This is a genomic window from Candidatus Accumulibacter contiguus (assembly GCF_036625285.1).
Lineage (GTDB): Bacteria > Pseudomonadota > Gammaproteobacteria > Burkholderiales > Rhodocyclaceae > Accumulibacter > Accumulibacter contiguus.
In genome coordinates, this window is sequence record NZ_JAZKUC010000002.1 from 387197 (window position 1) to 405843 (window position 18647).

19 protein-coding genes and 4 pseudogenes are annotated in these 18647 nt (G+C 60.8%); 16 read left to right on the plus strand and 7 right to left on the minus strand.

The window, feature by feature from the left end; genetic code table 11:
- Nucleotides 1-36: 36 nt before the first annotated feature.
- Both V5B59_RS26510 and V5B59_RS20250 read right to left on the minus strand, forming a co-directional pair.
- Nucleotides 37-135: pseudogene (locus V5B59_RS26510) on the minus strand (transposase); the annotation flags it as partial.
- A 75-nt stretch (nucleotides 136-210) separates the two neighbouring features.
- On the minus strand, nucleotides 211-1437 hold the full coding sequence (locus tag V5B59_RS20250) for an IS110 family transposase (RefSeq protein WP_169069805.1): 1227 nt from the start codon (nucleotides 1435-1437) through the stop codon (nucleotides 211-213).
- A gap of 750 nt (nucleotides 1438-2187) precedes the next feature.
- Here V5B59_RS20250 and V5B59_RS26345 point away from each other — a divergent pair.
- Together V5B59_RS26345 and V5B59_RS20255 are read left to right on the plus strand one after the other, a co-directional pair.
- Nucleotides 2188-2412, plus strand: a complete 225-nt coding sequence (locus V5B59_RS26345; RefSeq protein ID WP_169069806.1) for an addiction module protein — start codon at nucleotides 2188-2190, stop codon at nucleotides 2410-2412.
- Nucleotides 2409-2705: a type II toxin-antitoxin system RelE/ParE family toxin gene (locus V5B59_RS20255; protein ID WP_169069807.1), complete on the plus strand. Its 297-nt coding sequence runs from the start codon at nucleotides 2409-2411 to the stop codon at nucleotides 2703-2705. The genes V5B59_RS26345 and V5B59_RS20255 overlap by 4 nt, the downstream gene beginning before the upstream one ends.
- Before the next feature lie 431 nt (nucleotides 2706-3136).
- Here V5B59_RS20255 and V5B59_RS20260 read toward each other — a convergent pair whose 3' ends face one another.
- The 4 genes from V5B59_RS20260 to V5B59_RS20275 form a co-directional block, all read right to left on the minus strand.
- Nucleotides 3137-3322, minus strand: a complete 186-nt coding sequence (locus V5B59_RS20260; RefSeq protein WP_169069808.1) for a type II toxin-antitoxin system HicA family toxin — start codon at nucleotides 3320-3322, stop codon at nucleotides 3137-3139.
- The gene (locus V5B59_RS20265; RefSeq protein WP_169069809.1) at nucleotides 3322-3537 is read right to left on the minus strand and encodes a type II toxin-antitoxin system HicB family antitoxin; all 216 of its coding nucleotides are present in this window, start codon (nucleotides 3535-3537) and stop codon (nucleotides 3322-3324) included. Before V5B59_RS20265 ends, V5B59_RS20260 begins: the two co-directional genes overlap by 1 nt.
- Nucleotides 3538-3955: 418 nt before the next feature.
- Nucleotides 3956-4216: a hypothetical protein gene (locus tag V5B59_RS20270; protein WP_169069810.1), complete on the minus strand. Its 261-nt coding sequence runs from the start codon at nucleotides 4214-4216 to the stop codon at nucleotides 3956-3958.
- Between the two features lie 79 nt (nucleotides 4217-4295).
- Nucleotides 4296-4616 carry a hypothetical protein gene (locus tag V5B59_RS20275; RefSeq protein ID WP_169069811.1) on the minus strand — a complete coding sequence of 107 codons (321 nt, stop codon included), beginning with the start codon at nucleotides 4614-4616 and terminating at the stop codon, nucleotides 4296-4298.
- A 156-nt stretch (nucleotides 4617-4772) separates the two neighbouring features.
- On the opposite strand from V5B59_RS20275, the gene V5B59_RS20280 reads away from it, so the two are divergent.
- From V5B59_RS20280 to V5B59_RS20345, 14 genes and pseudogenes are all read left to right on the plus strand, one after another.
- Nucleotides 4773-5669 (plus strand): IS66 family transposase, encoded by an 897-nt coding sequence (locus V5B59_RS20280; RefSeq protein ID WP_332352264.1) that lies wholly within the window; start codon nucleotides 4773-4775, stop codon nucleotides 5667-5669.
- Nucleotides 5647-6213, plus strand: coding sequence for an IS66 family transposase (locus V5B59_RS20285; protein ID WP_332352265.1), 567 nt, complete (start codon nucleotides 5647-5649; stop codon nucleotides 6211-6213). The genes V5B59_RS20280 and V5B59_RS20285 overlap by 23 nt, the downstream gene beginning before the upstream one ends.
- Before the next feature lie 629 nt (nucleotides 6214-6842).
- The gene (ltrA, locus tag V5B59_RS20290; protein WP_332352266.1) at nucleotides 6843-7796 is read left to right on the plus strand and encodes a group II intron reverse transcriptase/maturase; all 954 of its coding nucleotides are present in this window, start codon (nucleotides 6843-6845) and stop codon (nucleotides 7794-7796) included.
- Between the two features lie 22 nt (nucleotides 7797-7818).
- Nucleotides 7819-8235 (plus strand): hypothetical protein, encoded by a 417-nt coding sequence (locus V5B59_RS20295; protein WP_332351655.1) that lies wholly within the window; start codon nucleotides 7819-7821, stop codon nucleotides 8233-8235.
- Nucleotides 8223-8570 carry an IS66 family insertion sequence element accessory protein TnpB gene (gene tnpB, locus V5B59_RS20300; protein ID WP_332352267.1) on the plus strand — a complete coding sequence of 116 codons (348 nt, stop codon included), beginning with the start codon at nucleotides 8223-8225 and terminating at the stop codon, nucleotides 8568-8570. Before V5B59_RS20295 ends, tnpB begins: the two co-directional genes overlap by 13 nt.
- A 331-nt stretch (nucleotides 8571-8901) precedes the next feature.
- Nucleotides 8902-10650, plus strand: coding sequence for an IS66 family transposase (tnpC, locus tag V5B59_RS20305; RefSeq protein ID WP_332352268.1), 1749 nt, complete (start codon nucleotides 8902-8904; stop codon nucleotides 10648-10650).
- Nucleotides 10651-10851: 201 nt separating this feature from the next.
- Entirely contained in the window at nucleotides 10852-11280 is a 429-nt protein-coding gene (locus tag V5B59_RS20310; protein ID WP_332352269.1) for a group II intron maturase-specific domain-containing protein, read from the plus strand.
- A 177-nt stretch (nucleotides 11281-11457) separates the two neighbouring features.
- Nucleotides 11458-11949, plus strand: coding sequence for a hypothetical protein (locus V5B59_RS20315; protein WP_332352270.1), 492 nt, complete (start codon nucleotides 11458-11460; stop codon nucleotides 11947-11949).
- A 226-nt stretch (nucleotides 11950-12175) separates the two neighbouring features.
- A pseudogene (locus V5B59_RS20320) lies at nucleotides 12176-12633 on the plus strand (tyrosine-type recombinase/integrase).
- A pseudogene (locus tag V5B59_RS20325) lies at nucleotides 12630-13738 on the plus strand (IS91 family transposase). The pseudogenes V5B59_RS20320 and V5B59_RS20325 overlap by 4 nt, the downstream one beginning before the upstream one ends.
- 365 nt (nucleotides 13739-14103) lie before the next feature.
- Nucleotides 14104-14376, plus strand: coding sequence for a BrnT family toxin (locus V5B59_RS20330; RefSeq protein ID WP_169072141.1), 273 nt, complete (start codon nucleotides 14104-14106; stop codon nucleotides 14374-14376).
- Complete coding sequence (locus V5B59_RS20335; RefSeq protein WP_169072142.1) at nucleotides 14339-14659, plus strand: BrnA antitoxin family protein; 321 nt, start codon at nucleotides 14339-14341, stop codon at nucleotides 14657-14659. Before V5B59_RS20330 ends, V5B59_RS20335 begins: the two co-directional genes overlap by 38 nt.
- Nucleotides 14660-14848: 189 nt before the next feature.
- Nucleotides 14849-15759: pseudogene (locus V5B59_RS20340) on the plus strand (tyrosine-type recombinase/integrase).
- Nucleotides 15756-16862: an IS91 family transposase gene (locus V5B59_RS20345; protein ID WP_332352271.1), complete on the plus strand. Its 1107-nt coding sequence runs from the start codon at nucleotides 15756-15758 to the stop codon at nucleotides 16860-16862. Before V5B59_RS20340 ends, V5B59_RS20345 begins: the two are co-directional and overlap by 4 nt.
- 827 nt (nucleotides 16863-17689) lie before the next feature.
- Here V5B59_RS20345 and V5B59_RS20350 read toward each other — a convergent pair.
- Complete coding sequence (locus V5B59_RS20350; RefSeq protein ID WP_169072145.1) at nucleotides 17690-18256, minus strand: N-acetylmuramidase family protein; 567 nt, start codon at nucleotides 18254-18256, stop codon at nucleotides 17690-17692.
- Nucleotides 18257-18647: the final 391 nt, after the last annotated feature.

The window sequence follows — 18647 nt, forward strand, 5'->3', positions numbered from 1 at the left end:
TGAGGCAGCGGTTGCTTCTGGCAGCTTGCCGATATTTTTGAGGGGCAGGAGCACGTCGTTGCCGTCGATGCCGAGGATACGCTCGTTAGAGATCGCCACCCGATGCGTGTAGCGACCGAGGTACTCGAGTACCGCTTAATGTGAAAGAAGCCCCCCGGAAGGCGAACGAAGGCCTGACCGGCGCCGGTCATGACGATGAGTTGGCGTGAATCAAGCGGCTGCGGGGATGAAGCCGAAGCGAGTTAGAGCCTTGATCCAGCGAGAAGCGTTGCGCTGTACGGAGATCTGCTCATAGTTGGTGGCGGAATCCCGGTAATATTCGCCCCGCTTGAGCATGAAAAAGATGGTGCGCAACATCTTGTGAGCCAAAGCGACGATGGCTCGTTGGTAACCGCGGCGAACGATCAGCGACTGGAACTTGGCCTGGAACGCCGACTTGGTGCGTCTGGCGGCGTGAGCGAACTCACACAGGAGTCGGCGGACGTAGGGATTGCCCTTGCGGATATGCCCCGACTTGCGCTTCCCCGCCGACTCATAGTTTCCTGGACAGATGCCGACCCAGGAAGCCAGGCGGTCGGGGGTACCGAAAACGCTCCTGTCGCTGCCGATTTCGACCAGCAGCATGGCCGCACCGATGACGTCGACACCGGGTAAGGTTTGCAGCAGTGCCAGGGCATTTTTCTCGCTCGCCAACTCACTGAGCAGGCGGGCGTCGAAACGGGCGATGCTCGCTTCCAGTTCTTCGATATGCCGCAACAGTTCGTCGAGAACGAACCCATGGCTCGCGGTCCATTCACCCTGGAGGGCATCGTACCATTCCTCGCGGCTGGCTTTGAGACGTCGGCTGGCGAGATGGAGCACCTCATGCGGAGGCTGGCCGTCGAGAATCGCCTTGATCATGGCGCGTGCCGACTGGCCATGGAGATCACTGACGACCACGCCCAAGCGAATGCCTGCATCGGAAAGCACTTTGTGCAGGCGGTTCTTCTCGGAGGTGAGCAGGCTGACCAGCTTCTGTCGCTGCCGGGAGATCACCCGGAGTTCACGCAGTTTGGCCGGCGGCACGAATGACCCACGCAGCAGACCGGCACGCGCCAGGGTCGCGAGCCACTGGGCGTCGCCGACATCGGTCTTGCGCCCAGGCACCTGCTTGACGTGACGGGCATTGACCACCTTCGCCCGGATGCCCACCACCTCCAGCGCCGCATAGGGGCTCTTCCAGTAGATGCCCGTGCTTTCCAGGACCACTTCGTCGGGATTCAGCGCCGCCGCCCAGGCCGCCAACGCCCGCCGGTCCTTTTTGAAGGCCCCCAATCCCAATTGATGCTGCTCGATGCGTGTCTCGCCATCCGCTTCCTCAAGGATCGCGCATGCCGTGATCTGGGCCTGATGAACGTCGAGTCCGATGACTCGTTTGTGGATGGGAACCAGTTCCATACCGTCTCCTTTCACAATACACTCGAAGGCGGGAAGCGGTGGGTGCCAGAACCGAAATTGCCTGAAGGCGACCAGTCGCCAGCGGCCCTTTTCATGTGTGCGCTCGATGGCAGCAATCCGGGGTACGAGTCGGTTCAGCGGGTCCCGTTAGCTTGTGGGGTCAAGCCGCCAAAATATTGTGCGACCTCTTCCCGCCGCTTCCCAACTCGGATCTTCTTTCATCATCCGGGGTGGCCGCAACTGCAATGACCGTTAGTGTGACGAGGCTACGTCTAGGTTCACTTGCGTTGCGGCCTGCTGCTTTGCCCTGGGAAACTTATGACCTCCGATTACTCGAACGCCGCTTCCCGGTGCTAGAAAGGCGTACGGACAACTCCTTTCACGGGACTTTAACCCGCTGGATATACCGCCGATCACGGCGAACAGCCTGGCCCCTTTATTGATTCTCCTTTTGATTCCAAACGCCCAGCCCATTGGCGGTGAGCCGATGCGGCGGGGTAAGCGCCCTGCCGACCACGCCACGCCGCCGCGTCAGCCCCAACAGGGTCGCAACGGGCAAGCACTGCGGTGGCCAGTAGCGCCGCCCATGGGCAAGGCCGGTGGCCAACGCCGCCGCCATCGGCCAAGCCGGTCGCCGGAAGAGCCAGAGGTCATGATGTGGCCGATGCGGAACTCAACAGCAGGGTTGGGTGGCGGCTCGAAGCAGGCAAGGCAGTGACCGAGCACGGCTTGAGTGCTAAACTTAGCCCCATGAACGCCCACGTAGACCACATTCTTGACGAAGCTCTCGGATTGCCTCCCGACGAGCGTTCGGCGTTGACGGTAGCGCTACTCGATAGCCTCGAAGGCAGTGACGATTCTTCAATCACGGAAGCGTGGCGGCAGGAGATCAGGGCGCGGCAAGCGGCCCTTCGGGCTGGGACAGTCAAGGCCGCTCCTTGGGCGGAAGCCAGAGCGAGACTGAGCGCTCTGTGACGCGCTTCGCAGTCGAAATTCTGCCCGAAGCAGAGGCAGAAGTCAGAGAGGCATTCCTTTGGTATTTCGATCGCAGCCCTATCGCGGCCCAGGCTTTTCGAACTGAAACGCTTGAGGCGATTGATCGACTTGCGGTCGATGCGCTGATGTGGCCCGAAGACGAGGATGCGATCAGGCGACATGTTCTTCGTCACTTCCCCTACACAGTCTTCTACGAGATTCTGGGCAGTACAGTGACAGTGCTCGCTGTCGCGCACCAGCGCCGTAAGCCAGGATACTGGCACATGCGCTAAGGCCACGTAAGGCTCCATCTTCCAATGCCCAACGTGAAAGCTCAGGCGACGGCCGCGGCTTTATGCGGCCGGTCGCCTGGAGCGCAGGGTTGGGCGAAAAGTTGGCAAATGGTCCGCCACGGCTGAGTGGCCTGCCGACGCGGCCACGGGCTAAGCATCCGGCCCGGCCGCGCCACGCCGCAAGCGCGTCAGCCAGCCAGGCTTGCAGGATAACGACGCCCGCCCAGCACACCGCCTCGCCAGCGGCTGCACGGCCGCGAGGGGGAAGTGCCGCGTTTGGCAAAGCCACAGCCCCTGGGCAAAGCCTTCGGCCGCGACAGCTCTGGGTCATGATTTGGCTCCGCACGCCCAACGTGAAAGCTCAGCGGCACACGGCCAGCCGGAGCGAAGCGGAGGCCGGCCTGCCCGCTGGAGCGCCTTGTTGGGCGGCATCACGGCTGAGGAACGTCAAGATCCTTGCAAATACGGCAAGCAAGGTACTCATTGATTTCTCGGTGACGCGGGACGGTGGTCGATTTTCCCGCTACGCGATTAACAAACACCGTGTGGCTGCCACCCTCCCGGAATAGCTCGCAGCCGTGACGCTGCAAGTGCCTCACGAGATCATGGCGTTTCATTACGCAGCCGCAACAAGCCGCTCTTTAAAGACTTGGCGCCCTTGGATCGATTCCTCGGCAAGCGCGCGATTAGCTTCTAAAACCAACTCGATGGCTTCATGCAGATTCTCCCGAGCTTCAGCCAAAGTGGTGCCCTGCGTATTGGCGCCAGGAAGCTCTTCAACGAAGGCGATGTAGCCTTCAGGAACCTTCTCAAAAACCGCCGTGAATTCCATGATGCACCTCGCCATGAACCGGGACTGGGCAATTATATCAGAGCGCGCTTTCTTGACGCCCAAAGTGAAAGCGCAGGGCCCCAGGAAGTGCTGGGTTGGGCGAAGAGTTGGCAAATGCCCGGCCACTGCTGACCGGCCACGGGCCAAGCATCCCTCCGGACCACGTGGGGACGCAAGCGCGTCAGCCAGCCAAATGGCAGGATAACGACGCCCGCCCAGCACGCTGCCGCGTCAGCCGCTGTGCGACCGCGAACGGATGAACATAACCCCAAGGCCAGACGTAACTACTCAGGTACTGCATCTTGTTAAAAATCAACACGTTGCGAATATTGAAATAGCATAATGACGAATGGGACTGATTTAGAATCAAGTGGTTGCAAGTTTATGCCATTGTTCTCATGTTTCTAACCAATTGTTTTTACATAACAATTTGACCTGAGTAGTTACGGCCAGACAATAAGAGCAGGAGCGTCGCGGGCTCCGGTACGGCGGCGACATCGCCGGGGCGAACCGCCCAGGCAAAGAACTCTTTGTCCTTGCCGCTCGCGCGCTGTTGGCCGTTGACGGTGTAAAAATGCCACGCAGCGGTTGCTGCCTCCGGCGCGTACTCCGTGGCGGACCAAAAATTGTCTGAATTGTCGGACGGGTCGGCAGAGGTGGACGGGATGTTGATAAACATTGCAACATCAGGATCGGTACTGGTCAGGAGAGAGTACCCGGCAGTACCCCCCAGGTCCGCGTAAAACAGATGCCCCATCTCACTGCCAGTAGTTGTAGCCAAAGCTTATACCACCAGCCAGGTGGTTGCTACAACTGGCATCCGGTTGCAGCGTGGTGGGTAGGCGCCAGTCACTGTAGCCGCCGTACACCAGACCCGCCGCCCAAGCGTTGGCAGCCGTCCAGTTCATCAGGCCATCCGCGTCAACGCCACTGGTCTTGGCGTAATTGGCATCGGACAACCAGGTTATGTTGAGTACGTTGTCGTAAATCAGGCCGCCGCCACGGTCAATCAACATGGCCTGCGCCGCGCCGCTCAGTGCAATGCCCGCCAGCAGGGCGGTAAGCGCAGGAATTTTCACAAGACTCGTAACTACTCAGGAGTCCTCCGCCAAGCGGACAGGCTGAAGCGTGGCGACGCTCAGGTACTGGAATTTTTGCTCAGAGCGAACGTCCAAGCTTTCAAGAGAACCCAGCATTGACCTCGCAATGGATAGGCTTCGTACAGGTGAGTGGGCATGGACGAGATTCCCGACCTTGAACGACTGAGTGTTGCCGAGAAGGATGATCTGATCCGCGAGCTTTGGCCCTTACGTGCGCTGGTGCGGCAGTTGAGGGGAGAAGTGGAGAAGCTGCAGGCGAAGGTGCAGGAACTGGAAGGTCGAGGGGCCAAGAATAGCCACAATTCGAGCAAACCACCGTCCTCGGATGGGCTGGCCAAGCTGCCGGCCAAGCCCCGTTCGCTGCGCAAACCGGGGCAGCACCCGAATGGCGGACAGCCGGGGCATACTGGACACACGCTCCAGAAGGTAGAAAAGCCGGATCGAGTCGTCGTGCATTTGCCCGCGGCCCACTGCCACGCGTGCCAAGGCCCCCTGGGGGAAGCGACGATGGCCGAGAGCCGGCAGGTGTTCGATCTGCCGCCGTTGCGCTTTGAGGTCACCGAGCATCAAGTTTGGGCGGCGACCTGCGCCTGCGGCGAGGTGTGCCGTGGCGAGTTCCCGGAAGGCGTTTCTTCGCCGGTCCAGTACGGGCCGGCGGCGTTGGCGGCAGCGGTGCATCTGACGCAACACCACATGATGCCGGTGCAACGCACGTCGGAGCTGATGGACGATTTCTTCGGACTGCCGATGGCCGAAGCCACGGTACTCGCCGCCTCACAGGAGGCCGGGGTCCGGCTGACGCCGACGGTGGGCACCATCGGCCAGGCCCTTCAAGTCGCCGATGTCGCGCACGCCGATGAGACCGGGCTGCGTGTCGCCGGCTCGCTGCACTGGATGCACGTCCTGGCGACCACACTGCTGACCTGGGTCGCCTGCCATGCGAAACGCGGCAAGCAGGCGTTCGATGCCCTGGGAATTCTGCCCGGCTTCCTGGGCACCCTCATTCACGATGGCTGGGAAACCTTATCGTGACCTCCTCTGCAAGCACGGTCTGTGCAATGCCCATCACTTGCGCGAGCTGACCTACCTCTTTGAGGATCTCGGGCAAGCCTGGGCCGGCCGCATGATCGATCTCCTGCTGACGGCCTGTCATGAGGTCGGTCAGACCGGTGCGCCGCTGCCGGAATCCCGCCGGGCGTTCTTCCTGTCCCGCTACGCCGACATTCTCAGTGAAGGGGAAGCCCTCAATCCCCGGGCTCCACCCTCGGGCAAACGCGGGCGTCCCCGGCAAAGCAAGGCGACGAACCTCCTCCTGCGCTTGCGCACCTACACCGACGATGTCTGGCGCTTTGCCACGGATCCCGGCGTTCCGTTCACCAACAACCTGGCCGAGCAAGCCGTGCGCATGTCCAAGGTCAAACAGAAAGTCTCCGGCGGCTTCCGGACCAAGAAGGGGGCCGATGCCTACTGCATCATTCACTCGTATCTCGCAACCATGCACAAGCAGGGCGCCAATCTCTTCCACGCCCTGATCCTCACTTTCCAGGGCCAGCCCCCTCAGCCTCGCCTCGCTTGAGCTTCGGCGTGGTCGCCCTGAGTAGTTACCAAGACTCTTGCGTTTCACAATGATCTCCTCAGAGAAAAATGCGGCGCATCAGGGCGGCTCCGCAGCGCCCAACTTTCTATTGGGCATGGATGCATGATTGCAAGACTTGACCGTTCGCAGTAACAGCAGCAAGTCTAGCGGGTTTAAGTCCCGTCTGGGGAGTTGTCCGTACGCCCCGGTAGCATGAGGAAGCGGCGCCGTGGCGACACGGGGTCGTGAGTTTCCAACAGCAAGAGAGCAGGCCGTAACGCAAGTGAACCTATGAGTAGCCTCGTAAATTATGTGGAGGAGCCGACCCTGTGGTCAGAAGGGGAAGGCCGTTGGATGGGCGCTGGAATAACGGAAGTGGCGTCAATCGACTCCCGGGGTAGCAGGGATGGCATGTTCTTGAAGACTTACTGCCCAGTGCTGGAGGCCCGTCTGCGGAGGTGGGGAGACCACCGACTGCTGCGTATAAGGCAACGAAAGCGCAGCGGCTGCAGGCGGGAGTCGGAGGGGTTCATAGTACCGTCTGAGTTCGTGGGACAACATAACCCCGGACGAGGGAAGGGACCCTACTTTGTTCGTGCAACCGAAGAGCGGAGGATCGAGGGATTGCCATGTCGCTAACCACCCCGGACACGATCAGGACGCTACAGAGGAAGCTGTATGCCAAGGCCAAGCAAGAACCAGCCTATCGCTTTTACGCGCTTTACGACAAGCTCTACCGGGAAGACATCCTCAGTCATGCCTGGCGGCTTGTCCGGTCGAACCGAGGCAGTCCCGGTATGGATGGGATCAGCTTCGAGGCCATCGAGAGCGGAATCGGGGTAGAGACGTTTCTGCGGGACCTGGCCCGTGATCTGAAAGACAAGACCTACCGCGCCCAGCCGGTAAGGCGCGTCATGATTCCCAAAGCGGATGGCAGTCAGCGCCCGCTTGGGATACCGACGCTCCGCGATCGGGTCGCACAAATGGCGGTGAAACTCATCATCGAACCGATCTTTGAAGCCGACTTCTGTGAGCACTCGTACGGATTCCGGCCCAGGAGGTCGGCCCACGATGCCGTGGATGACATCGCCCACACGTTATGGGCCGGCTACACTCAAGTCATAGACGCCGATCTATCAAAGTACTTCGATAGCATTCCGCATGCCAAGCTACTGGCCGTGGTGGCCGAGCGTGTTGTCGATGGGGGGATTCTGCACCTCATCAAGCAATGGCTCAAAGCCCCGGTCATCGGCGAAGACGACAACGGAGTGAAGAAGACCGTAGGTGGTGGAAAAGCCAATCGCAAAGGCACGCCGCAGGGCGGCGTGATCTCCCCGCTCTTGGCCAACTGCTACCTGCATATTCTCGACCGAATATGGCAACGGCAGCACCTGAAGGGCAAGCTATCCGCACATCTCGTGCGTTACGCGGACGACTTTGTCATCCTGTGCCGAAAAGAGGTAGAGGAACCGCTGAAAGTGGTGCGTCATGTCCTGGACCGTCTGGACCTCAGCCTCAACGTGTCCTTTCGGCAATGCTGCGTGAAATTCCAGCGCTGGCCTGGTACCTTGGTAGGCCCGTAACGACCGTTCGAAAGGCCTACCAATGTCAACGTCTTTACCTGCAACCGCCCCGCCACTGGCCGAAACCGCCGCGGCGCTTGCCCAGTGGCGGAGCACCCGCCGCCGCAGTTCTCGCATTCCGGAGGAGCTGTGGTCGCAAGCGACCGAACTCGCCGAGCGGTACGGCATCGCCAAGGTTGCCGTCGCCCTGAAGCTCGACTACAAGAGCCTGAAGCACCGCCTGACCGCCAGGAACGCCGCCGAAGACGCGCGCAGCGCGCCCGTGTCATCGAGCTTCGTCGAACTCGATCTCGGCCTGCCGCTGGCGCCACCTGTGTGCGTCCTGGTTCTCACCGACCGAGCGGGCCGCGCGCTGCGCATCGAACTGCCACAAGCGGCCAGCAGCCACATGGCCGAGGTCGCGTGTAGCCTCTGGCAGGTCCAGCCATGCTCGCGCTGAACGCGCGCCTGCGTGTCTGGGTAGCTGCCGAGCCCGCGGATTTTCGTTGCGGCATCGACGGTCTCGCCCGACATGTGCGGCAGAAACTGGCCCAAGACCCGTTCAGCGGCGGCGTGTTCGTTTTCTGCAATCGCCGGCGCACGGCGGTCAAACTCCTGGTCTATGACGGGCAAGGCTTCTGGCTCTGTCAAAAGCGGCTGTCGCAGGGGCACTACCGCTTCTGGCCGCAGGAGTCACCAGGGAAGCTCCTCGCCCCGCACGCGCTGGCGGTCCTGCTCTCGGGAGGCGACTACGCCGCGGCCGGCGGAATCCCGGAATGGCGAGCGGTCGTCTGACCTGCGAGAGCGCAGCCCGCAAGCAGAACTTCCGAAAGCCGGTCGTCACCCACCGCAACGGGGATACCGAAAACGACCTTTCGCGAAAGGACTAGACATCGTCGCTGGTCTTTGGCAGAATACCTTGGGTAGAAAGGGTCACTGCTGGAGGACTGAGAATGCAGTTGGTGAGTTCGCAAAGCTGGGGGTACGGCAGACGGGAGTTCCGCGCCGAGGAGGTTGCGAGCCTCCGCGCAGCCGCGGTCAGTGGCCGCAAGGCCCCCCGCCATCGCTCGAACCGTTGCCGGAAGCGGCTGCGGGGGGACTTCGGCCAGCTCGTTGGCGTACGGCCATGAGCCGGCAGCGGGCATCCCACCGGAAGCGGCCTGCACACAACCCGCCGCAGCGGATGGTCATCCCGGTGCAGGAGATCGAGGCCATCGTCGAGCATAGCGGAACCAGACCGCTGACCGAGACCGAACAGGCGACCCTGAAGGCGGCGGTGGACACCCTCGCGCGGCTCACCGCCGAACTCGAGACGAAGGAAACCACGCTGGCACGCCTACGGCGGATTCTCTTCGGCGCGCCGACCGAGCGCACGGCCAATGTGCTCGGGGAAGGGAAGAAGGGCGAAACGCCGCCAGCGGACACGCCGACCCGTCCATCGGCGGAAGGCGGCGACGAGCAAGCCGCCGGCCAGGCTCCTTCGGACACCACCTCCCCGGAATCCGGGGTAGCCGAGCCCAAGAAGAAGCGCCCCGGGCACGGAAGGAACGGGGCGGCCGATTATCCGCGAGCGCCGCATATTGCCGTACCGCATGCGACGTTACGGCACGGCGATCCGTGTCCCGTCGACGGGTGTACCGGTCGGGTGTATGGGCAACGAGGAGAGCCCGCGGTCCTGGTTCGCATCACCGGCGTAGCGCCGCTGCTTGCGGAGGTCTACGAACTCGAACGGCTGCGTTGCGGCTTGTGTGGCACCGTGTTTACCGCCGACCCCCCGCCAGGCGTCGGCAAGGCAAAGTACGACGACAGCGCCGCGGCGATGATCGCGCTCCTCAAATACGGCTGCGGTCTGCCGTTCCACCGCATCGAGCGGCTGGAACAGGGTTTGGCCATCCCGATGCCGGTCGGCACGCAATGGGAAGTCGTGGCCGCCGCCGCCGCGCCCCTCATGCCGGTCTTCGACGAACTGGCACGGCAGGCAGCCCAAGGAACCGTGGTGTACAACGATGATACGACGATGCGCATCCTGACCCTGACGCAAGAGGCACGCGCCGAAGCGCTGCCCGCCGGCGCGTCCGCCGATCGCACCGGCGTGTTCACTTCCGGTGTCGTTGCCGAGACGCCAAATGGTTTGATCGCCTTGTTCAAGACCGGGCCCTGTCATGCCGGCGAACACCTTGCCGAAGTGCTCGATCTGCGGGAAGTGACCGATCCGCCGATCCACATGTCCGATGCCTCGACGCGCAACCGGCCGGGCGATCATTCCACGCTGTCCGCCTCGTGCATCCCGCATGCGCGACGCAATTACGTCGATGTGGTCGAGGCCTTTCCGGAAGAAGTGGCCTTTGTCCTGCACACGCTGCGCGCCGTCTTCCACACCGACGCGCAGGCCAAGCAGCAGGGGCTCTCGCCCGCCGAGCGCCTGCTCCTTCACCAGAAGGAAAGCGGCCCACGGATGAAGGCGCTGCAAGACTGGATGGCCAAGCAGTTCGCGGAGCACACCGTGGAGCCCCACTCAGGACTCGGCCAGGCGATCGCGTACATGCAGAACCACTGGGAGAAGCTGACCCTGTTCCTGCGCGTGCCGGGCGCCCCACTCGACAACAACATCACCGAACGTATACTCAAAAAGGCCATTCTGCATCGGAAGAACGCGCTCTTCTATCGCACGTTGAACGGCGCGCGCGTCGGTGATCTGTTCATGACCCTGATCCATACCGCCGAACTCCACAAGATCGAGCCGTTCCACTACCTCGTTTCCCTGCTGCGCCACTCGGGCAAGGTGGCGCTCGATCCGGCGGCCTGGATGCCCTGGAACTATAGCGAAGCCCTCGCACACGCCGAGGCGGAGAGTACCGAACCTCCGCCGGACTAACCCGGCAGCGCAACGATCTCCAACGTTCCGAACGGAAGCGAACGCCGGGTTGCCGCTGGGGCTTGCCTGCGCACGGCCGCGGGGCCGCGCGCCACCCGTGGCGGTCACCGCGGATCAGCCACCGCGCGGCTGAGGCCCGCGCGACCGGGGTTTCGCAGCGTTGCCGAAAGGACACGCCTCAACGAGACGAAGACCCACATCGTGGACGCCACCCAAGCAAGCTTCAACTTCCTGGGTTTCACGATTCAGATGAGTCGAGGGGCCAAGACTGGAAAACCGTACCCGAATGTCCGGCCAGCAGACAAATCGCTGAAGAAAATCAAGGCGAGGCTGACGGAACTCACGGGCCGGAAACTGACCCCCATCCCCTTGAGAGATATCGTGGGAAACGTCAACCGCAGCCTGCGAGGCTGGGCAAACTACTTCCACTATCGAAACTCAAGTCTGGCGATGAGCAAAGTCAGATACCACGCGGAAGACCGGTTGCGAACCCATTTGATGAAGCGTCATCAGGTGAAGGACCGAGGAACTGGTTTCCGCCGGTTTCCAAGTGCTCATCTCTACGGGCGCTACGGGCTATACAAAGTTCCTACGAAGGCGGGCTGGAACTCGGCGCATGCCGTGGCGTGAAGAGCATCGGAAAGCCGTGTGCGGGAAAATCGCATGCACGGTTTGATGAGGGAGGGCAGGCGAAAGCCTGTCCTCTACTCTACCCAAGCTTTTTTGACCCCAAGCTTTTCCCTCCGTGTCAATATGGCCTGAGACACCTACCCCTCACGAATTAGAGTAGAAAGGTAGGACTGAATCATGGCCAATACGAAAGAAGACACGATGAGCACACCCAACGCCTTGGCGCTGGAGGACCCGTTGGAAGGAGCCCGAAGGGCGACTGGAAACGGGTCCTCCAGCGCGCCGCCGCCGAACCCGGAAGTCGCGGCTACGGCGAAACGGCGCCAGTTTTCCAGTAGCGAGAAGCAGCGCATCCTGGCCGAGGCCGACGGCTGCACGGAAGCCGGTGAGATTGGCGCGCTGCTGCGTCGTGAAGGTATTTATTCCTCGCACTTGAACACCTGGCGCAAGCAGCGGCAGGCCGCCGAGCAGGCCGCGCTGACGCCGCAAAAGCGCGGGCGCAAAGCCGACCCGGCTCTCCAAGAGGCCCGGAAAATCACCACACTCACCCAAGAGATTGAGCGCCTGCGCCATAAGCTGGCGCAGGCCCGTACCATCATCGACGTCCAAAAAAAAGTTTGCGCCTTGTTGGGGCTGCCGACGGACGAGACGCTGCAAGAGTTATTCTGATGAACGCCGTCCATGTCTTGGCTCCGGCCGTCGGGCTGGCCTGTGCCTGCGCCGTCATGGACATCCCGCGTAGCGGGGTCTACCGCGAGGACGCCCGACGACGTCAAGTGGTGTTCGGCCCGATGGCGCCAGCGCCCCGCCCGCCGGCACCGCTGGCTCTTTCCGATTCACGCTCTATAGCCTCGGACTGCGCCTGGGGGAAGGGCTGCGGCTGCAGGTCGGCGACATCGATGGCGCACGCGGGCGCGTGCATATCCGTGACGCCAAGGGCAACCAGGATCGTCTGGTGCCGCTGCCGCAAGCGACCCATCAACTCCTGCGCCGCTTCTGGCAGGTGCATCGTAACCCGGTCCTGCTCTTTCCCAGTCGCCACGACGGCCTGAAAGGCGCGGCGACCGCCACGACGCCGATGGACCCCGGTGGCGTACAGACCACCTTGCACCGGGTAGTCGAGGCCTGCGGGCTAAAAAAAAGATCACCCCCCACAGCCTTCGCCATTCGTACGCGACCCACCTGATCGAGGCTGGCGTCGATCTGATCGAGGTGCAGAAATTCCTCGGCCATCACTCGATTCTGACCACCGCTCGCTACACCCATCTGACCGACCAGACCAAGCATCACGCCATCGCACGGATCAACGGCCTGATGGATGGCTTCTCCATCACCTGGGGGCAGGTCAAATGATCCGCCTGGCTACCGTCATTGACACCTTCGAGGCGGACTTCCTGGCGCAATACCGGGATCAACTCACGCCTGATCACTACCGCGCACTCGCGGCCATGAAACATTGCCGCACGCAGGCCAGCCCCATGATGCAGGTCAAATGCACGGCATGTGAGCATCAGAAACTGGTGCCACATTCCTGCGGCCACCGCCACTGCCCGCACTGCCAGCATCATGAGAGTCAGCAATGGCTGGAACGTCAGTTGAAGAAGCAGGTGCCCGCCGAGTACTTTCTGCTGACCTTCACCCTGCCCGCCGAATTCCGGACGCTGGCCTGGGCGCACCAGAACGTCGTCTATGATCTGCTCATGAGTTGTAGCTGGGAGACGGTGCGTACCTTCAGCCAGAACGACAAACCGCTTCAGGGGACGCCGGGTGCCACTGCGGTGCTGCACACGAACACGCGCCGGCTGGATTATCACCCGCATGTCCATCTCGTCATGCCGGCGGCAGTGGTCGACGGTAAGCAAAAGCAATGGCGAACCAAGCCGCGAGGCAAGGCCAAAGGGGGCTATCTGTTCAACCACAAGGCTCTGGCCAAGGTCTTTCGGGCGAAGATCCTGGCGGCGATCGAAACGGCCGGGCTGACGCTTCCTGCTCGCTATCCCAGGAGTGGGTGGTGGATTGCAAATCGGTGGGCAGCGGCGAGTCGGCCCTCATCTATCTGGGGCGCTATCTTTATCGGGGTGTCATTCAGGAGAACGATATCGTCGCCTGCGCCAACGGGCAGGTGAGCTTCCGCTATCGCAACGCCAAGACCGACGAGGAGGGAACGGCGGACCGTGTCCGGCGCTCTTTTCCTGTGGCTGGTCCTGCAGCATGTCTTGCCGAAGGGCTTCCGGCGGGCGCGCAACTTCGGCTTTTTGCACCCCAACTGCAAGCACGTGATCGCCTTGCTGCACGTGCTGCTGAAGTGCGTTCCTGGTCAGACTTGGCCTGGGTCAAGGAACGGGCGCCGATTCTGTGCACCTGCTGTGGGGCCGTGATGGCGATCGTGCAAACGCAGCTTCGGCCGCTGTTCGCAGGAACCCTGTCGATTCCCATCGCCACTCAGGAGGCGAACTGACCCTGTAAACGTGACTCCCCTTGGTCATTGACGGGAGATCAGCGCCCACAAGCTGAGGGAACGACTTGCCTCGAATCGGGGCAAATTGGAGCACAATAGATCCGCCAACCCACAAAACAGGCATCGGCTGTCGCAACGGCATCCATGAAGCGGGCTCTCCAGCCCCGCCCTCCCGGTAAACCTTCCCACCGGGGTACTTCCCAAATACATATTTTCTAGGCAGCTCGCTCAGTGTCCCCCGGGCTCGTCCAACAAACGGTTCAGATCGTGGCTTCGCTTCGCTCGCACGATCTAACCTTATTCGTTGGGCCACTGTAGTTACGAAAAGCTTGACACGGGTAGCTTTTTGTAACGACAATGGGTCGATGATTACCTGGGACGAACTCAAGCGGAAGAGGAACCTGAAGAATCACGGCATTGATTTGGCTGAGGTTGCTTGTGTTTTCGATGCCCCGATGGTCACGGTGGAAGATCAACGCGAACATTACGGCGAGCAGCGCCTGCAAAGCCTCGGCTGGTTTCACGATCGCGTTGTCTTCTTGGTATGGACGGAGCGCAATGACGGCGCTCGATTGATTTCCTGTCGTTACGGTGACAAACATGAAACGCGCGCCTACTTCGAAGCCCTCGACCTTTAGCAAGGAACAGAGAGCGGCAGCCATTGCGGCCGCACCTGACAAGGTGAATGATCCGGAGTGCCCATACGACCCCAACGATGCGGCGTCGGTAAAGGCTTTTTGGGCGAAGGGCAAAGTTCGCCTGCCCGGCCAACGAGGCCCACAAAAGCAACCTACCAAAGTAGCGGTAACGGTGCGATACAGTCCCGAGGTGGTGGAGTACTTCCGAGCAACTGGCGAGGGCTGGCAAACCCGCATGAACGATGCATTGCGGGCGTATGTAAAGCGACACCGTGCGGCGTAATCCATCGGAATCTCAGTGGCCCAACGTCTGAATTCACCGGCCTGCGCGGCTTTTCGCGCAGGTCCGGTGGAATGATGGGTTGGACGAAGCCGCTACGCGGAGGATGCGCGGTTGCGTCTCTGCCTTCAAAATGGAGCCTCACTCCCTCGGACGAGGGGTCTCTTTGACGAAACGTGAGGTTACCGGAAAATGGAAGGATTGTCCGCAGCAGAGAGGTTTGAGAAGAACTACCAGCAGCACCTGAAGCATCTGACGCTCCAGGGATTACAGCCCAAGACGATTGAGGCCTACGCACGCGCGATCCGGCGGGCGGGTGCGTACTTCCATCATCGGATTGACGAGCTGACCGAGGAGCAGCTGCTGGACTACTTCACGCAACTCGTGTCGTCGCACTCGTGGAGTTCGGTCAAGCTGGATCTGTACGGCTTGAAGTTCTACTACGAGCACGTCTTGCGCCGACCGTGGGTAGCGCCGGACCTGATCCGGCCGCCCAGGAGCCAGCACTTGCCGGACATCGTCACCGTCTCGGAAGCCGAACGAATCTTTCGGCAGACGCGTGTGGCGAGCTACCGGGTGTTCTTCTTCACCCTCTACAGTCTGGGCCTGCGCCTGGGCGAGGGGTTGCGGCTGCAAGTGGGGGACATCGACGCGGCGCGCGAGCGCGTGCATATTCGCGATGCCAAAGGGAACAAGGATCGCCTGGTGCCCCTGCCAAAGGCGACGCTCGCAAGCTTGCGACGCTTCTGGCAGCTCCATCGTCACCCGGTGCTTCTCTTTCCCAACCGCGCCGGCGGTTTGAAAGGCGCCGCGCTGGCCACCTCGCCGCTCGATCCAGGCGGCGTGCAGAAGGCCCTGCACAAGGTCGTCGACGCCTGCGGGTTAAAAAAAACATTACGCCTCATAGCTTGCGGCATAGCTACGCCACCCATCTCATGGAAGCCGGCGTCGATCTGATCGAGGTACAGAAGTTTCTCGGTCACCATTCGATTCTCACTACGGTCCGTTACACCCATCTGACAGACCAAACCAAGCACCACGCCATCGAACGGATCAATGGCTTGATGGACCGCTTCCCCATCGCCTGGGGGAACGTCAAATGATTCGGCTGGCTTCGGTCTTCGCCGCCTTTGAGGCGGACTTCTTGGCGCAGTACGCCAATCAAATCTCCGCGGAACCTCTTCGCGCGCTAGCGGCGATCGCGCAATGTCGTACGCAAGCGAGCGCGAAGTTCGAAGTGCAATGCACCGAATGCGACCATCAGGTGGTCATCCCGCATTCCTGTGGGCATCGCCTTTGCCCGCATTGCCAACATCACGAAAGCCAGGAATGGCTCGAACGTCAGGTCCAGAAGCGGTTGCCTGCCGAGTACTTTCTGCTGACGTTTACACTTCCGGGAGAGTTTCGGGATCTGGCGAGAGCGCACCCCGGCGTCGTCTTTGACTTGCTGTTGCGCGCGAGTTGGGAAACCGTCCGTACGTTTGCCAAAAACGACCAGTCTTTGGAGGGCGATGCGGGGGCCATCGCGGTGCTGCATACGAACACGCGGCAACTGGACTACCACCCTCATGTCCATCTGCTGATGCCCGCCGCGGTGGTCGATCAGAGGAAGAAGTGCTGGCGAACGAAACGCCAGGGAAAATCCGGGCGGGTCTATCTGTTTCCCGAGAGAGCGCTGGCCAAGGTGTTTCGCGCGAAGGTGCTCGCTGCGATCGAGGCGCAGGGACTGGCGCTCCCGCACCACCATCCCCGAAAGTGGGTGGTACACATCAAATCGGTCGGCAGTGGGGAGCAGGCGCTGGTCTACCTGGGGCGGTACTTGTACCGAGGCGTCATCGCAGAGAAAGACCTCCTCGCCTGCGAGAACGGTCAGGTCACCTTCCGCTATCGCAACGCCCGCACGGGAAGGAGTGAAAAGCGCACCGTTCCCGGTCCGCAGTTCCTTTGGTTAATTCTGCAGCATGTGCTGCCCAAGGGTTTTCATCGCGTGCGATGCTTCGGGTTTCTCCACCCAAACAGCAAGCGCCTGATCGCCTTGCTCCAGGTAGTGCTCCACGTCGTTCCTCGTTCTGTGGCGCCGCACGTCAACGACCGTGCTCCGATCTTCTGTCCGTGTTGCGGAGCGGTGATGGTGATCGTGCGCACCCGTCTGCGCCACATTTCTCCTGCCAATCCGCCGAACGACCCGTCGCCGAAGGAGGGCTAAGCAGGTAACGCGACTCTATTGGCGCTCTTTCCGGGACATCCGTTCCCCAGCGGAGGTGATCGTTTGCCGAAAAATCGGCTCCCGCAGAGCAAAACAGCCCTCTCCAGCGTCCGAAAACCACCCCAACGTCACTCCGCGCACCGACCCCCTCGCTCCCAACGCCTCGCCAGATCCCTGGCGGGGCCTGCTCCGCGAAACATATTTTCTGTACTCCTCTCCCCCGCCGCTTCCCTCCGAATCCGGGCTCGTCCAACAAACGGTTCAGATCGCGGCTTCGCTTCGCTCGCACGATCTAACCTTATTCGTTGTACGTCGCGATGCGCGAAGGGCAAGGCGATGGGTTTGCTGCTGCGGTCGAGAGGCGGCAGAGGATTGCGAGAGGCAAGAACGAAAGAGGCACTAATGGCCCATGCGGTGCCCGACGATGTGGCCCGAAGCGAGTGACAAGGGTCGACAACGCGACCGGCAGTCGCAGCAGCCGACGTGCGACCAGAGGTAACGGGTGGCCCCAAGACCGACACGGTAGAAGCGGAGCGCGAGCGCTGGAAGAGCATTGTGACCGACGACGTACAACGCTTCAGCTGTTGAGCCTTGAGCATCGCAGGCGGGCGCTTGCGAAACAAGCGCCCGCTGAGAAGCGCAGAGGCTCCAACGAGTTGATAGCCAGAGCGCGAAGCGCGGCGGCTATCAAGCCGGTGGAGTGGAGCGAAGCGGAACTCAACAGCTGAAGCGATAGCGCAGCACCGCGCGAGCGGTGCTGCGCTATCGGCAATGCTCAGCGGCGCGCGCCTTTGGCGCGTCCGCTGGAGCATTTTGTTGGGCATTAATCACGTCTGTTTAGAAAATTTCTTGTATGCATCTGCCATTTTCTTGTCGTAACTATTTTTCCAATATTCTGGACCGTTGTACCTCTTGGCAAATTCAGCCCAGCTTTTAGTTCTCATGGCGTCTCCAAGCCCCACATGTTTCACATACCCAATAAACGCTTCTAAATGATTTCCCTCATTAGCTTGCATTTCGTCATAGAAATCATCAATCGATGGATATCCGCAAATTGCAAAATTAAAACCCATTATTTGAAACTTTCCATAGCTAGCGGACAATCTTGCCGCAACCTTGTCCAGCTTCTCCGCTTTAGCCAATCTTTCGTACTCACCAGCGCCGCCGACATAGTACTGCTTAGTCCACTTTTTATAGTTAATATCAGATTCTGGATATTTACCCTTAGTGTATTTATAAAATATGTGCCCTTCAAATAAGATTTTGGCGCGGCCATCCTGCAGAAAGCCAGCGCCAGCGCTTTCAACTTCTGCAACTGCCTTGACAGCAGCCACTTCGCATCCAATCTCGAAAGCAGCCGATTCATAGTCGTGTTCTTGTAGCAATTTAGTCATAAGTTACTCCTGAGAGTGCTTGAAAAACGAAAGGCCCAACGTCGAAGCTCAGGCGACGGAAGCGGTTTTATGCGGCCGGTCGCCTGGAGCGCAGGGTTGGGCATGGATGCATAATTGCAGGACTTGACCCCAAGCTCTTGCACGCCCGTGAGCGCTTTTCTGCGGTCTGCTGACTGCGCTGATTAAGTCTATGGGGCGGGAGGTAGGCGCTCGCCCTTTATCAAGATATAGGCAGAGCCTAACAACTCAGAGACCTTTCCGTTAATGAGGTCAGCCTCGCAAAATTGCATTTTTTCTAGCGTATCGAGGCACCCGATTACCCACAACTCACTTGACATAGGAGCGCGCGGCGTGGCTTGACTCCAACGCGATAGCAAACGCTGTTGCATTT